Annotated in this window: 14 protein-coding genes; 5 read left to right on the forward strand and 9 right to left on the reverse strand. The window is 64.2% G+C overall.

What is annotated here, in order from left to right:
* Window positions 1-713 precede the first annotated feature (713 nt).
* Window positions 714-1,703, reverse strand: a complete 990-nt coding sequence (locus HTUR_RS04155; RefSeq protein ID WP_012942047.1) for a transcription initiation factor IIB — start codon at window positions 1,701-1,703, stop codon at window positions 714-716.
* A 218-nt stretch (window positions 1,704-1,921) separates the two neighbouring features.
* Between HTUR_RS04155 and yjjX the strand changes: the two genes are divergently transcribed.
* From yjjX to HTUR_RS04170, 3 genes are all read left to right on the forward strand, one after another.
* On the forward strand, window positions 1,922-2,449 hold the full coding sequence (gene yjjX, locus HTUR_RS04160; RefSeq protein ID WP_012942048.1) for an inosine/xanthosine triphosphatase: 528 nt from the start codon (window positions 1,922-1,924) through the stop codon (window positions 2,447-2,449).
* A gap of 240 nt (window positions 2,450-2,689) precedes the next feature.
* Window positions 2,690-2,923 carry a DUF7123 family protein gene (locus HTUR_RS04165; protein ID WP_012942049.1) on the forward strand — a complete coding sequence of 78 codons (234 nt, stop codon included), beginning with the start codon at window positions 2,690-2,692 and terminating at the stop codon, window positions 2,921-2,923.
* A 120-nt stretch (window positions 2,924-3,043) separates the two neighbouring features.
* Window positions 3,044-3,694, forward strand: a complete 651-nt coding sequence (locus tag HTUR_RS04170) for an HAD family hydrolase (RefSeq protein ID WP_012942050.1) — start codon at window positions 3,044-3,046, stop codon at window positions 3,692-3,694.
* A gap of 62 nt (window positions 3,695-3,756) precedes the next feature.
* Here HTUR_RS04170 and HTUR_RS04175 read toward each other — a convergent pair whose 3' ends face one another.
* The 8 genes from HTUR_RS04175 to HTUR_RS04210 form a co-directional block, all read right to left on the reverse strand.
* A complete protein-coding gene (locus tag HTUR_RS04175) occupies window positions 3,757-4,374 on the reverse strand; it encodes a winged helix-turn-helix transcriptional regulator (protein WP_012942051.1) in 618 nt (205 codons plus the stop codon).
* 167 nt (window positions 4,375-4,541) lie between these two features.
* Complete coding sequence (locus HTUR_RS04180) at window positions 4,542-5,741, reverse strand: SPFH domain-containing protein (protein ID WP_012942052.1); 1,200 nt, start codon at window positions 5,739-5,741, stop codon at window positions 4,542-4,544.
* Window positions 5,742-5,812: 71 nt separating this feature from the next.
* Window positions 5,813-6,406: an NfeD family protein gene (locus tag HTUR_RS04185; RefSeq protein ID WP_012942053.1), complete on the reverse strand. Its 594-nt coding sequence runs from the start codon at window positions 6,404-6,406 to the stop codon at window positions 5,813-5,815.
* 150 nt (window positions 6,407-6,556) lie between these two features.
* Entirely contained in the window at window positions 6,557-6,943 is a 387-nt protein-coding gene (locus tag HTUR_RS04190) for a DUF7312 domain-containing protein (protein WP_012942054.1), read from the reverse strand.
* Window positions 6,944-7,009: 66 nt separating this feature from the next.
* On the reverse strand, window positions 7,010-8,767 hold the full coding sequence (gene pyk, locus HTUR_RS04195) for a pyruvate kinase (protein WP_012942055.1): 1,758 nt from the start codon (window positions 8,765-8,767) through the stop codon (window positions 7,010-7,012).
* Between the two features lie 123 nt (window positions 8,768-8,890).
* A complete protein-coding gene (locus HTUR_RS04200; protein ID WP_012942056.1) occupies window positions 8,891-9,427 on the reverse strand; it encodes a hypothetical protein in 537 nt (178 codons plus the stop codon).
* A 117-nt stretch (window positions 9,428-9,544) separates the two neighbouring features.
* A complete protein-coding gene (locus tag HTUR_RS04205) occupies window positions 9,545-10,117 on the reverse strand; it encodes a SprT family zinc-dependent metalloprotease (RefSeq protein WP_012942057.1) in 573 nt (190 codons plus the stop codon).
* A gap of 268 nt (window positions 10,118-10,385) precedes the next feature.
* Window positions 10,386-12,233 carry a hypothetical protein gene (locus HTUR_RS04210; protein WP_012942058.1) on the reverse strand — a complete coding sequence of 616 codons (1,848 nt, stop codon included), beginning with the start codon at window positions 12,231-12,233 and terminating at the stop codon, window positions 10,386-10,388.
* Between the two features lie 350 nt (window positions 12,234-12,583).
* Between HTUR_RS04210 and HTUR_RS04215 the strand changes: the two genes are divergently transcribed.
* The gene (locus HTUR_RS04215; protein ID WP_012942060.1) at window positions 12,584-13,573 is read left to right on the forward strand and encodes a phosphorylase family protein; all 990 of its coding nucleotides are present in this window, start codon (window positions 12,584-12,586) and stop codon (window positions 13,571-13,573) included.
* A gap of 225 nt (window positions 13,574-13,798) precedes the next feature.
* Window positions 13,799-14,128: a DUF5789 family protein gene (locus HTUR_RS04220; protein WP_049941601.1), complete on the forward strand. Its 330-nt coding sequence runs from the start codon at window positions 13,799-13,801 to the stop codon at window positions 14,126-14,128.
* Window positions 14,129-14,203 lie beyond the last annotated feature (75 nt).

The following is a 14,203-nucleotide window of genomic DNA, read 5'->3' on the forward strand; positions in this document are numbered from 1 at the left end:
CTCGAGCCTCGGGGCGACGTTCGGCGTTTCCGAGGTCACTCGAGCTGGTCACGCCCGTCGCGACGCTGTGGAACGAACCGGAATCCCGGGTATCCCGTCGACCGAGACGACGGTCGATTGATCGACGCTGTAGCCGGCATTTCGCCGCTCGGTTCCCGCACCTCGATCGGGAAATGGCACAAACACCAGAATGATATAATAGTACGAAAATAGACATTCGTATTCTTCTCGAGATGCAGTTCGAATCCAAATATGCTCGATACACGACACAGTATCGCTCCTGAAGGCATTTCTATGACATCTATCTTCGACCGCCTAGTATCGAGAGAGTATAGTTGGAACAGGCGAAAGTAGAGCGGGAAAGAGGGCGTATATGTCGATAAAAGCCTCATAAATTGGCCCATATGATAGTGTTAAATCGGATTTGGTGCCAATACGAACCTTCCATTACTGTATTACTCATTATAGATATTTCCCAGATACTGTATGTGAGTAGGTACTATATCTGGCGGGATTAGATCCGGTTGCGTGGCAGAGGAAAACGTCGACTGACTACCAGTTGGCCGACGCCCGAGGCAGTCGGTCCGCGACGGTGATACCACTGACAGCAAAACCGAACGTATCGAGAACGGAGTTCAACACCGTAGGAGAGTATCGAGCAACTGCAGTCGAAAGCGTCGGTCGAAACGACGGTGGAAAACGAAACGGACCGCTTACGCGAGGCCGAGCGTCTCCTCGGCCTCAAGGAGCTCGTGGTACCGGTTTCGAATCGTCACTTCGGAGATGTCTGCGACGTCGCTGACGGCGGCCTGTGTGGTCTTCTCATTGGTCAGCAGCGCGGCGGCGTAGACCGCGGCGGCCGCGAGGCCGACCGGCGACTTGCCGCTGTGGACGCCCTTCTCCTTGGCGTTCTGGAGGAGGGCACGGGCGCGATGCTCGGCCTCGTCCGAGAGGTCCAGTCCCGAGGCGAAGCGGGGGACGTAGCTCTCGGGGTCGGCGGGCTGGACCTCGAGGCCCAGTTCCCGGACCACGTAGCGGTAGGTGCGGGCGATCTCGTTTTTCTCGACGCGGGAGACGTCGGCGATCTCGTCCAGGCTACGGGGGACGCCGGCCTGGCGGGCGGCGGCGTAGACGCAGGCCGTCGAGACGCCCTCGATCGAACGGCCGGGGAGCAGATCCTCGTCGAGCGCGCGGCGGTAGATGACGGAGGCGGTCTCGCGGACGTTCGTCGGCAGACCCAGCGCGGAGGCCATGCGGTCGATCTCACCGAGGGCCTGCTTCAGGTTGCGCTCCTTGGAGTCTCGCGTGCGGAACCGCTCGTTCCACTTGCGCAGGCGCTGCATCTTCTCGCGCTGGCGCGAGCCCAGGGAGTTCCCGTAGGCGTCCTTGTTGCGCCAGTCGATGTTCGTCGAGAGCCCCTTGTCGTGCATCGTGTTCGTCGTGGGTGCGCCCACGCGGGACTTCTCGTTCTTCTCGGTGGCGTCGAAGGCCCGCCACTCGGGGCCGCGGTCGACCGAGTCCTCCTCGACGACCAGTCCGCAGTCCTCACAGACCGTCTCGCCGTGCTCGTCGTCGACGACGAGGTTGCCCGCACACTCGGGGCAGTCGAGGTTGCTCTGCTCGCTTTCGTCCGTCGTTTCGGTCGTGTCGTCTGTTTCGCGTTCGGTACGCCGTACTCTTGTGTTCGATGGTGTGTTGCTCATACGATGGCGAATGCTGACCGGCCGAACTGGCTGCAAAAGCCCGGACGGATTCGTTACCTTCCACGTTCAGACACTCGATGGTTAAGGGTTTCGGAATCGCGAGCAGACAGCTCTCGAGAGCGGATAATTCGCCGGAACTAGTATGAACGATCGGGACAATCATGACCGATGTCTCGCCGAACCGGAGCCCCCAACTTCCGTCCCTTCGAACCGCCGCTATGGACCTCGCAGTCGGTAGCACGAACCCGACCAAGATCGATGCCGTCGAACGGACCCTCGAGCGATTCGACCCGACCGTCGTCGACGTGGGGGTCGACTCCGGCGTCCCCGAGCAGCCGTGGTCGATCGAGGAGACCGTTACCGGCGCCGAGAACCGCGCCCGGCGTGCGCTCGCGGCGACCGACGCCGACTACGGGATCGGCCTCGAGGGCGGCGTCGCCCGTATCGACGGCGTCCCGGGGCTCTCACTGATCATGTGGGCCGCGGCGACGGACGGCGACCGACTGGAACGCGGCGGCGGGCCGACGCTTCGCCTCCCGGACGACGTGGCGCGTCGGCTCGAGGACGGCGCGGAGCTGGGACCGGTGATGGACGACCGTCTCGGCACGGACGGGATCGCCGAGGCCGAGGGCGCCGCCGGCGTTTTGACGGCCGGCCTGACGAGCCGAACGCGAGCGCTCGGCGAAGCGGTTGCATGCGCGTTCGGTCCGTTCGTCGCGGGAGCGTCGAGTCCCGACCGCGCCTAGCGCTGCAGTATCGTAGCGCGACCCATCACCGGATCTGACAGACCGAAGGGGATTACCGTCAGAAACACGTGATGGTCTATCACATCTGACGCTCATCAAAAGGCATATATTAACCGCACGTACCAACGGAAGCTTTCTATCCCATTATGGTCCCATTAACCACCAGCCAAACCGCACGCAGGCGTCGGGTTAACCGCACGTACCAAACCCCCTAAGGGCGTTCCTGCCATCGAACGAAGTATGAGCACTGCAATGGCGGCCGACCTCACGAGCAAGCAACAACGTATTCTCCAGTACCTCCGCGATAACGCCGGCACGAAGACCTACTTCAAGTCCCGGCTCATCGGGCAGGAACTTGGGATGACCGCAAAAGAGGTCGGATCGAACATCACCGCACTGCAGGACGGCAATTTCGACGTCGAAATCGAAAAATGGGGTTACTCCTCGAGTACGACGTGGAAAGTGAACGTTTAACGCCCACGACGCCAGACGACGGGACCCATTCGCCGCCTCTCCCCGTATTTTCTCTTTGTCAGTCGTCCGGTAGCGTAGCAGCCGTTTTTTCACGGTTCGCGGTGTAGGGCCGAGCGAGAAATGTCACGGCCGATTCTGTTCGATATGGACGGCGTCCTTCTCGAAGGCCCGGGAACCGACCCGCAGGTGTACACGGACGCCGCCGATACCGCCCTCGCCGATCTCGAGGCCGACCCGACGCCGGCCCAGCGGGCCGATCTCCGACGAAACGACCTCGAGAACGTTCGCGAGCACTGCGAAGCCCTGGATATCGATCCGGCTCGATTCTGGAAACTGAAGGAGCGCTACGCCTCACGGGGAACCCACGAACGGCTCCGGACCGGCGAGCGCGGACTGTACGACGATATCGACGCGATCGCCGACCTAGCTGAACGAACCACGACCGGGCTCGTGACCAACAACCGCCACGAAACCGCCGCGTTCGTCGCCGACTTCGTCGGCATCGACTTCGACGTCGTTCGCGGTCGCGACCCGACGTTCGAGGGGTTCCGACGACGCAAACCCGAACCCGATTACATCGAGGACGCCCTCGACGAACTCGGCGTCAGCGAGGGGCTCTACGTCGGCGATTCGAGAAAAGACGTCACGGCCGGCCGCGCTGCCGGCCTCGAGACGGCGTTTCTCCGACGCTCGCACAATCGCGACCTCGACCGTCCCGCCGAGGCGACGCTCGAACTCGAGTCGCTGGCGGCGCTGTCCGATGTCGTCTGAGCAGTTCCCTACCAGCCGCAAAATCGACGCGTAACACGCTATTACCGACGAGTAGCGCGCTCTTAGCCGTCGTACGTGAGGAACTGATCCGCGTTCCGCGCGAGTTGACGGGCCGCGTCGCCGAAGGAGTCGGCGTGGCGGACGACCAGAATCAGGACCGTCTCGGGCCGTTCGACGGCGTAGCCGTCCTCCCGGGAGAGCAGTCCCTCGTCCTCGAGTTCGCCGGCGTACTTGCTGACGGTCGGCGGGGAAACGTCGAGTGCCGCCGCGAGATCGCCGCCGGTCGCCGCCGGGTTCCGGAGGAGTTCGATCAGCATTCCGCGGGGCGTCTCCCGGCGGAGGTAGCCGAGCGCCTGTTTCTCGAACTCGTCGAATCGGCCGGCCGGCACGAACCGTTTGTAGTCGCCGTCCCGGTAACGTTCGATTACCTCGAGTTCTTCGAGGCGTCGCAGGTGGTGTTGGGTTTCGCCGGTTCCCAACTGGAGGTCGTCCCGAATCTTCGAGAAGTGGGCGCCGGGCGTCGTCGAGAGATAGCCGGCAATCGCGTCGCGAGCGTCGCTCTCGCCCGTGTCGGCCGCGGCCGACTCGGAAAGACCGGCGAGCGGTGAGGCCGCTCCGAGCGCGGCGAAGCGGCGGAGGGTCGCTCGTTTCTCGTCGTCGACCCCGTTTGATGTCGTCATGCTGTGCTTACTACGAGAAATGGGACGGGACGTAAAACAGGTTTCGCTCCAATTCGTTTCGTGAAGCGTGATAGTCTCTGCGCGATGTTTGTGGCGGAATTCGGTTTTCGGACGGGGTCGAACCACAGGGCGGGCGGGTGGCCGAGGAACTGCCGTCGGGTCGGCGGTCAGTTAGTCGTCGCGTCGTCCGCGTCGTCGGAAGCCGAGTCGGCGTCGGTCGCCGTCTCGGATCCGCCGTCGGTTCGCTCCTGGAAGTCCTGATCCATCTCCTCGATGACCGCGTCGGGGTCGGAGATGGTACCGGCGTCCTTGCCCTCCTTGATCGCCTGGGCCTCCTGTTCCATCGCCTCGAGGTCCATCTCGGCTTCCTCGTCGATCTCGCCGATGATCTCGGCGATGTCGTCGAGGCCGATCAGTTCGCGAGTCTCGTCGTCGAACTCGCGGCTCTCGAGTTCGGCGCCGTTTTGCTTGACGTCGCTCCCCGAGAGGTGTTTGCCGTAGCGACCGACCAGCGAGGTGAGCTCCTGGGGCATGACGAAGGTCGTCGACTCGCCCTGACCGATCTCGGAGAGCGTCTCCATCCCCTTGTCGATGACCGCGCGTTCGCCCATCGATTCGGCGGATTTCGCGCGCAGGACCGTCGAGATCGCGTCACCCTGCGCCTCGAGGATCTGGCTCTGCTTTTCACCCTGGGCGCGGATGATCTCGCTCTGTTTGTCACCTTCGGCCTTCTCGACGGCGCTGCGGCGTTCACCCTGTGCCTCGAGGATCATCGCGCGGCGCTTCCGCTCGGCGGAGGTCTGTTGCTCCATCGCGCGCTGGACGTCCTTCGAGGGGTTGACCTCGCGAACCTCGACGCTCTCGACGCGGATCCCCCACTCGTCGGTGGGTTCGTCGAGTTCCTGGCGGATGCGCGCGTTGATCTCCTGGCGCTTGTTCAGCGTGTCGTCGAGTTCCATGTCGCCCAGCACGGCCCGGAGGGTGGTCTGGGCGAGGTTGGAGACGGCCTTCTTGTAGTTGTCGACCTGCAGGAACGCCTTCTTGGCGTCCATGACCTTGATGTAGACGACGGCGTCGGCCGTCACGGGCGAGTTGTCTCGGGTAATCGCTTCCTGGCGGGGAACGTCCAAGGTCTGCGTTCGCATATCGAACCGGTAGGTGTTCGAGACGAACGGCGGGACGAAGTTGATCCCCGGCTCGAGCAGTTTGCGGTACTCGCCGAAGACGGTCAAGGCGCGTTTCTCGTAGGCGTCGACGATCTCGATCGCACTGAGCAGTGCGGCGAGGACGACGAGGAGGACCAGCGCACCGACGACCAGCAGGGCACCGCCGGTGACCGATTGCAGTGGAAGTGTTTCTACGACCATATTTCGACCTTGCGGCGGTGGAGGGAAAAACGTTCCCTTATTTCGACAACATGTTGCGCCGATCCGTCGACTCAGCTCGATTTCTCCGTCTCGGTCTCCGTTTCGGGTTCAGACGGCGAATTCTCGTTGGCAGCGTCGTCGGCGTCGTTGCCATCGTCTGCCCCTTTCGCGAGCGCGCGATCGATTTCGTCCTCGCCGATCGAACCGAGCGCCTCGACCGTCAACACGTTGCCGCCGCCAGGGTCGAGGACGATGACCTCCTCTCCCTCCTCGATCGTCCCGCCCGTCGACCGGGCGCTGTAGTACGGCGAGAACCCGCCTTCCTCGAGTTTGACCTGCCCGTCGCGCGCCGTGACGGTCTCGGTCACGTAGCCCGTCGCGCCGGACAGCGAACTCGAGTCGGAGGTCCGAGCGGTGCCTTTGCCGCCGTAGAAGTCGAACTCGCGGTAGACGTAGGCCGCACCGACGCCGATGACGAGCGTCAACGCCGCCAAGACGATCGGGCTCAGGGTGAGGGGGACGAGCACGCCGATCAGTCCCGCGCCGACCAGTGCGACCCCGATCACGATGAGGTGTGCGCCCGGTGAAAGCGCCTCGAGACCCATGAGTACGAGTCCCACGATCAGGAGCGCGAGCGGCATGTTTCCGACGAGTAGTTCTAGCATACTGTCAGCTAAGTTCTCAGCCGAAGTAAAGGTTGTCGAGCGTCGCGACGCTGGATGTGGGTCCGCGGACTGTACCGCGTGGCGGACACGGGATCGGAGGAGCGACGCGTGCCGTCGCCAAGAGCCGTCGACGCGGTTACGGGGGGACAGTCACAGCGGGAGGGTCATGACCCGGAAGAGGACGAGCGTCATCGCGATCGCACCGAGGAAGACGAAGATCACGCTCTCGAGGTCCGGATCGCCGGGTTCGATCGGCGTCGAATTCGGCTCGGGTGCGTACGGGTCGTCATCGTCCTCGTCCGCATCCGCGTCGACGCCGGCCGCGTCGTCGTCTCCGGAGAGGTCGAGCGGGACCCGATATCCGTCGTCGCCGCGTGAACGACCATCGATCTCGTCGCTCTCGTCGGCGCGATCCGCCGAGTTCCCCACATCGAAGACCGACCGCTCGTCGATCGAGTAGTCGGCGTCTGGGTCGGACCCCGACGGCCGCCGTCGCCGGTCCTCGCCGTCGTCGGTCCCGGCCGCATCGTCTGGCATAGTCGACTGTAACAGTTCGGGCGTCAAAAACCCGTGGGCCCGTAAATCGATTCTCCCGGGGCGCGGTCAGGGTCGGTCGGTTCGCTCGCCGAGATCTCCGCCGTAGACGACGCCGCGCTCGGCGTCGAGCGTCACGACGTCCCCGTCGGCGGCCTCCTCGAGGTCGGCGCCGCTGATCATCGGGATGTCCATCTCGCGGGCGACCAGCGCCGGGTAGCCGGTCAGCCCCCGTTGGGCGTCGATGATCCCGCCGATCTTCGTCGGGTCGCCCGTGAACTCTTCGTCGAAGTCGGTCGGCAGGGAGAGGATCGCCCCCTCGGGGACGTCCGTGAGGTCGCCGTCAGTGAGTTCGACGAGGGGGCCAGTTACTCGACCGTCGACGACGACGCGGCCGGTCGTCAGCGCCTCGGCGGCGACGTGGACCTTCAGCATGTTGGTGGTGTTCGCGCCCTCGAGTTCGGTCATCATCCCACAGAGGACGACGACCGTGTCGCCGCTGTTGGCGACGCCGGCGTCTAAGGCCGCCTGAACGGCCCGCTCGACGACTGCGCCGGCGCCCTGATCCGACACCTGAGCGTACAGCGGCGTCACGCCCCACGTGAGGGACAGTTGCCGGCGGACGCGGTGGCTTGGCGTCGAGGCGACGACCGGGACGCCCGGCCGGTACTTGGCCGTCTTCAGCGCCGTGTAGCCGGACTCGGTCGCGGCGACGACGGCGTCCGCGTCGATATCCCGCGCGAGGAAGCGCGCCGAGCGCGCCAGCGCGTCCGTCCGCGCCTCGCCGGCGGCGGGAACGCGTTGCTCGAGCAACTCGTCGTACTCGTCGGATTTCTCGACCTCGTGAATGATGCTGCCCATCGCGTCGACGACTTCGGCGGGGTGGTCGCCGATCGCGGTTTCGGCGGACAGCATCACCGCATCGGTGCCGTCGAGGACGGCGTTGGCCACGTCAGAGGCCTCGGCGCGGGTCGGCCGCCGGGCGTGAACCATCGAGTCGAGCATCTCCGTGGCGGTGATCACGGGCGACCCCGCATCGCGGCAGTTCCGGATGATCCGCTTTTGGATCATCGGGACGTCTTCCATCGGGCACTCCACGCCCAGATCGCCGCGGGCGACCATGATCCCGTAGGACGCCTCGATGATCTCCGCCAAGTTCTCCACCGCGCCCGCCCGTTCGATCTTCGCGATCAGCGGGATCTCGGCGCCCAACTCCTCGAGCACTTCGCTGACCTCGTAGACGTCCTCGGCGTCGCGGACGAAACTCGCCGCGACAAAGTCAACCTCCTTCTCGGCGGCCAGCTCGAGGTCCTTCCGGTCTTTCTCGGTGACGATGTCCAGATCGAGGTCGACGCCGGGGACGTTGACGCCCTTGCGGCCGGCCAGTTCACCGCCGGCGTCGACGCGGGCGCGGACCGAGTCGCCGTCGTCTGCTAACACGGTCGTCTCGATCAGCCCGTCGTCGAGCAGGATCCGATCGCCCTCCTCGACGGCACTGATGGGCAGGGAGAGGCCGACGGTCTCCGAGTTCGCCTTGTCGCCCTCGACGAACCGGATCTCGGAACCGGTCTCGAGGGTGACCGTCTCGCCGTCGGGCAGCGGCGCGGTCCTGATCTCAGGCCCCTGCATGTCGAGCATCACCGCGACGGGTTCCGGGCGGGCCTCGTCGACGGCCCGAACGCGGTCGATCAACTCGGCGCGATCCTCCCGGCTGCCGTGGCTGGCGTTCAGTCTCGCGACGGACATTCCCGCCTCGGCGAGCTCCCGAATCGTGCCCCGATCGCTCGAGGCGGGCCCCAGCGTACAGACGATTTTCGCGTTGCGCATGGGTCGACGTTGCGGGAGTACGGGCAAAAATGGTGGGGTCAGGAACTCGGACTCGAGTTCCTGTTGATATGTCCACCGTCCCGCGAATCCACGGGGCCAGCGGACGACGGAGATCGGCGTCGTCTACGCGTTCGACGGCAACAGATCCGTGTGGACGACGGCGCGGTACTGTTCGTTCGTCGCGGCCTCGAGTCGGCCGAGGAAGGCGGTGCCGTCGGCGACGCTGTCGGGAAGTTCGAAGGCGTCGTCGCCGTCCTCGTCGCGCTGCTTACAGCGCTTGACGAACGAGAGCAGCGTCGGATAGGTTCCCGGTCGAGCGTAGACGACGCCGATCTCTTCGTCGACCTGCTCGGCCCAGTGGTCGACGATCGCCTCCGTCTCGAGTCGCGGCTTCCGCTGTTGCTCGGCCAACTCCGCCGCGTCGATATCGGTCTCGCCGAGGACCTGATCGAAGGCCGCCTCGAGTTCCTCGGCGTCGTCGGCGGGCGACGGCGCGTCGGCGTCGGCCGCGAGCAACTCGCGGAACGCCTCGATCTCCGACCGTCGGACGGCGACGGGGTAGACGAAGTCGTGGGTCTCCTTCGGCAGTTTGTACGACCGCCCCTCGACGCCGCTCTCGCCGGGACCCGATTCGCCCAGCATCAACTCGAGTATGCCCATACCTGAAAGAGACACCGGAAGTCGAATAAGTGTTCCGTGGCCGTCTCGCGGTTCGAGATCGGGATCGACGTCCGGTTCGGGACCGCTATCCATCGCCCGTCGCGAGTCGCCGCCGGCTCACCACTCGGCACCGAGCGCCGACTTCACGCCGCCGAACTCGCTCGCGGTCGTCCACGTCCGGCCGCTCGCCGCGTGTTCGACCTCGTAGGCGCCGCCGCAGGCGCCACAGCGGTACCGGTCGGGCGCCTTCACGGGCTTCGAGGCGCGGTGGCGCCGCGCCTCCCAGTTGCAGTCGTCGTCGCGACAGCGGAGGACGTATCGGGGGTCCGAAAACGACTCGCAGTGACGCGGCGCCTCGAGTTCGGCCGCCCGCTCGCGAAAGCGCGGTCCGTGTCCCGACTCGCCGAACCGCTGGAACTCCCAGGCGTGGACGAGTTCGTGTCGGACGACGCCGGCGAACGTCTCCCAGTCGTACCGCCGGTAGGCCGCCCGCGTGAGTACGATCGTCGCCGCCTCGCGGTCGGCGTCCCAGCGACACGCCCCGGCGCGGCGGCGAGCGCGCGTCGAGACGTCCCACTCGAGGGCGTCGCGGTCGATCTCGAGGTCGTGGGACGCGAGGACCTCACGAGCGTGGATCCGCGCGCGGGCGACGATTTCGTCGTCGATCGTGAGGGCGTCCTCGTCGGTCACGGACCGACGAACGAAGGCGGATTTCGAGAGTGTTTCGATCGAACTCGAGCGCGACGAGGGTGGGAACTTCGCGATTCCTCACTCGAATCGAGGTGGTGCGTAACGCGTTCCCTCGAGCGTAATGGACACGAATTGACGTTCGAGTACCGCTTCTGGAAGAGCCGGTTTTCAGATGTGAAGCGATGGACGCGCTTCTCGAATCGTGCGAAGCGATTTGACCGAAGCGTGATCGGGAAGACCCGATCGTGATTGGTCCGGAGTGTTCCAGTCAATATCCTCTGAGCGTGAACTCGCCGAGCCTCGTGTACGTGGTTATCCCCGACGGATGGGGCACCTCGTCCGGTCGGCCTTCCATCAGCAGCCAGGCGAAGACCTCCTCACCCTGGATGGGTTCGTCGTCGACGTACTGGGCGGGATGATAGAACTCGAACTCGGCTTCCGGATCGAGGGCGCGGATGGCTTCGCCGATCTCGCCTTCCTTGGGGCGGACGACGACGACCTCCTTGAGATCGTCGAGCGCGAGGGTGATGCTCTCGGGGCCGTCGGGGTTCCGGAACCGGACCAGCGTCTCATCGTCGCCTTCGAGGTAGAACTCGGTCTCCGGCGTGGTCCACTCGCTCCCGTCAAAAACCTGTGTCTCGATACCGTCTGTCGTTCCGGGAGTCGGTCGGGTTACCCACTTCGAGACGTAGAAGATCGTCGGGCCGCCGTACTTCTCGTCGCGGTAGGTCTGGAACTCCGTCACATAGCCGGGGCCCTGACGCTGCCAGACCGGCATGAAGACGCCGTCCTCGTAGAAGTCGTAGTTGATGTAGTAGTTGTACGGGGCGAACCGATGTCCGGAGTGGAAGTCACGGGCGTTCGGGACCGCGCCCGTGTGGAAGTGCGTCCGAAGTCGGAACCCTCGCGGGTGCTCGGGGGTCTCCGGGTACTCGGTCGTCCCGAGCACACCGGGTCCACCGAAGTCGTTGCTGTGGATGTCCCAGTAGAGCAGTTCCCCGCTGAAGACGGGCTCGTTGTCGGGAAACATGAACTCGCGTGTGTTGCGGCCGTTCCGCTCCGGAAGAGCGTAGCCGGTCGACGTGCTCACCGGAGCAATGTACTCGAACGCCGGTTTGCCGTTGTAGGTCGCGCTGACCTCCGCACCGACGGTTCGCGGACCCGACCACTCGACGGACCACCCCGCGTCCTCGATGACTTCGTCGACGTTTTCGGTGCGGTGGTATCCTTCCGGTGCGGTGATCTGCGGCCGTTGCATCGTTGGCGGTTCCGGGACGCTGCCGAGAACCGTCTCTCCGCCCGGATTCATCTCTCTCGCGAGTTGCTGCGGTGGATGTTCGACGAAATCCTCGACGAGGACCACGTCCAGGAGTTCGATATCGTCGCCCGCGACGTTGATGAACGTGCTTACGACGTTGAGTTCGCCGTCCTGCATCACGTAGTATATCGAGGGAGAGACCTCCCCGTGGGCGTAGTCGCCGTAGGCGGTGATGATCTCTGCGGCCTTCTCCATGGGATACCAGTCGTTCCCCTCGAGGTGTTGCCAGACCTCGTCGTGATCGAGGACGTACTCGTGGCGTCGACGTCCCTCTTCATCCGGATAGTCGCGGTTCCACGTTACATCGATCGGATCGGTGATGTGGAGCGCCAGTAGTTCCTCCGTGTGCCGATCGACGAGACCGTAAGCGACCTGCCGTTGCTCCGCTGTGACCTCGAACTCCCCGGATTCGCGGCCGCCATCGACACTCATTCCAGTCGTTCCCTGGACGCTGATGGCATCGAGATCGTTGGTTAGCGGATCGTAGGCTTCGAACGACGCGACCCAATCGCTTGCCACGTCATTCACCGCTGGGTCTGCGAGTAGCGTTTCGACTGCCTGTCGCTTTCGGTATCCCCACAGATCCTTGTATCCGAAGTCGCTGACGTCGCGCGGACCGACACGACGTGCGCCCGTGATCCGATCGCCCGGTTCGGGAGGATCGGCTGGTTCCGACTGCCCTTCGACGCTCCCGTCCGAACAGCCCGCGAGGGCGCTCCCCGTCGCGACGCTCAACGCCGCGACGAATCGACGTCTACTGACATTTCGAAGGTCGTCTTGCGTGCCTTGTTTTCCCATACCATGAAGAGTACTTCCTGGAAGGGTTATAATTATTCGATGGTGTTCTAAACGTTCTATCGGTAATATTCTACGTATTCGTCGGTAAAAATCTACGATTTACTCACATTTCGTTATATGGGTGTGATAGGTACCCATCCCGCTCACACCATCATGAGCAAACCCTCATACTACCCGTGTATCGGTGATCTCAGAGACGAGGTTGATGCGGGAGAACCGATCTACACCGCACGGTCAGATCGGTACCGAAAATAAATACCGCGCTCAAATGATTTATCGTCTCGCGGGGATGTGTTTCCCGGTAGTCGTGCAACTGAACGAACGTCCGTTTGCCCCGTCGAGGACCGACCATGACCGCCAGCGATGACACGCTCTCGACGCCGCGGGATCCTGACCCGGACGATCCCGTCGCCCCGGCCGCGCTGGTCCTCACCGCGGCGTTCGAGGACCCCCTCGACGAGCGCCGACCGTGGCTCGAGCGCTACGAGCTCACCGACGCCCTCGAGATTCCGGGCACCGACACGCCGGTCTACCTGACCGACGCGGGAATCGCCGTCACGACCACCGGAATCGGCAAGAGCGACGCGGCGACGACCGTTACCGCCCTGCTCGCGACCCCGGGGATCGACCTCGAATCGGCCTACGTGGTCTCCTGTGGTATCGCGGGGTCGTCGCCCGAGACCGCCGCGCTGGGGTCGGTCGCCGTCGCGGACGCGGTCGTCGACTGGGACCGAAAACACCGGTGGGATCACGGGTCGGTGGACGACGCCGGCGAACTCGACGAATCGACTGCCATCGGCGATTCCACCGATGAGCGCCCGATCGACCTGCTGGCCTACCGCCCGCGGGACTACGTCCACTGCCTCGAGGAGGCCCTCGTCGAGCGCGCGCTCGCGGCCGCCGGCGACGTCGACCTGCTCGAGAACGACGACGCTCGAGCGTACCAGCGGACGTATCCCGAAGCGCCCGATTCGGGACCGACCATCGAGCGCGGAACGACCGTCTGCGGCGACGAGTTCTGGCACGGCCCCCGCTACGCGCGGGAGGTAGCGGAGCTCTGCGAGGCCTACGGTGTCGGCCCCTACGTGACGACTCAGATGGAAGACGCCGCGACGGCGCGGGCGCTCGAGCGGTTCGGCCTGCGCGATCGGTATCTGAGCGTGCGGGCCGTCTCGAACTACGATCGCCCGGCCCCCGGCGAGTCGGTCACCGAGAGCTTCGACGGCGATCCGGCGAGTCTCGCGCTGGCGATCGACAACGCCGCCCGCGTCGGGAGGAGGGTCGTCGAGGTACTGATCGAGACGGATCCGCTCGGAATCGGCGCAGAGCGCTCCGCGTAACAGTAGATGGTAGCGCGATTTCTTTATTCGGATCTGCGGGGGAATACAGTCGGGAATTTCGGTAACCGTGTGTGCTTACTGACCGCCGGCGATTTTACCAGTTCCAAGAACTGTTCTTCTCAGCGTGCTGCACACAGAGCGTACAATCACCTTTTATGACAGACTAAACAGGTCGAGAAATTACGTGTGGTGTTTATTATGATCGATGATGAAGAACACCTCGTAATGTCCGACCCAACCGATCGCGAACGCGTCAGAGAACTCGGGGTCGAATTCGGCCCCCTCGCCCACCAGCTCAATCAGCACGAGTATCCGACGACGTGCGAAGAACTGGTCGAGGCATACGGGAGCGCGGTCCTCGGGTTCCAAAACGGCGAACAGACGCTTGCGGAGGTGCTGAGCCCGGTGCCTGAAGAGCAGTTCAATTCGGCTACGGAAGCCCGTGCAGCCATCTTCAGCAACGTTCCCGAAGGCGCCATCGGACGCAAAGGCTACAGTGATCGCACGCCGCCAGCGCTCGGTGAGCAAAGCGAAGAATCGGACGAATCGTTCTGAGTGCTCCTGAAAGACACATTCTCTGTATTCCGCATGCAGCTTTTTACAGCTACTGGAGAGATGAACAGCCGCACT

The sequence above is a fragment of the Haloterrigena turkmenica DSM 5511 genome (assembly GCF_000025325.1).
GTDB classification, from domain to species: Archaea; Halobacteriota; Halobacteria; order Halobacteriales; family Natrialbaceae; genus Haloterrigena; species Haloterrigena turkmenica.

Bases quoted from the DNA above. Each gene is read 5' to 3' on its own strand.
- HTUR_RS04175 (WP_012942051.1), bottom strand. From the start codon at position 4,374: ATGACGACATCAAACGGGGTCGACGACGAGAAACGAGCGACCCTCCGC.
- HTUR_RS04170 (WP_012942050.1), top strand. From the start codon at position 3,044: ATGTCACGGCCGATTCTGTTCGATATGGACGGCGTCCTTCTCGAAGGC.
- HTUR_RS04165 (WP_012942049.1), top strand. From the start codon at position 2,690: ATGAGCACTGCAATGGCGGCCGACCTCACGAGCAAGCAACAACGTATT.
- HTUR_RS04215 (WP_012942060.1), top strand. From the start codon at position 12,584: ATGACCGCCAGCGATGACACGCTCTCGACGCCGCGGGATCCTGACCCG.
- HTUR_RS04210 (WP_012942058.1), bottom strand. From the start codon at position 12,233: ATGGGAAAACAAGGCACGCAAGACGACCTTCGAAATGTCAGTAGACGT.
- HTUR_RS04190 (WP_012942054.1), bottom strand. From the start codon at position 6,943: ATGCCAGACGATGCGGCCGGGACCGACGACGGCGAGGACCGGCGACGG.
- HTUR_RS04180 (WP_012942052.1), bottom strand. From the start codon at position 5,741: ATGGTCGTAGAAACACTTCCACTGCAATCGGTCACCGGCGGTGCCCTG.
- HTUR_RS04155 (WP_012942047.1), bottom strand. From the start codon at position 1,703: ATGAGCAACACACCATCGAACACAAGAGTACGGCGTACCGAACGCGAA.
- HTUR_RS04200 (WP_012942056.1), bottom strand. From the start codon at position 9,427: ATGGGCATACTCGAGTTGATGCTGGGCGAATCGGGTCCCGGCGAGAGC.
- HTUR_RS04220 (WP_049941601.1), top strand. From the start codon at position 13,799: ATGTCCGACCCAACCGATCGCGAACGCGTCAGAGAACTCGGGGTCGAA.
- yjjX (WP_012942048.1), top strand. From the start codon at position 1,922: ATGGACCTCGCAGTCGGTAGCACGAACCCGACCAAGATCGATGCCGTC.
- pyk (WP_012942055.1), bottom strand. From the start codon at position 8,767: ATGCGCAACGCGAAAATCGTCTGTACGCTGGGGCCCGCCTCGAGCGAT.
- HTUR_RS04185 (WP_012942053.1), bottom strand. From the start codon at position 6,406: ATGCTAGAACTACTCGTCGGAAACATGCCGCTCGCGCTCCTGATCGTG.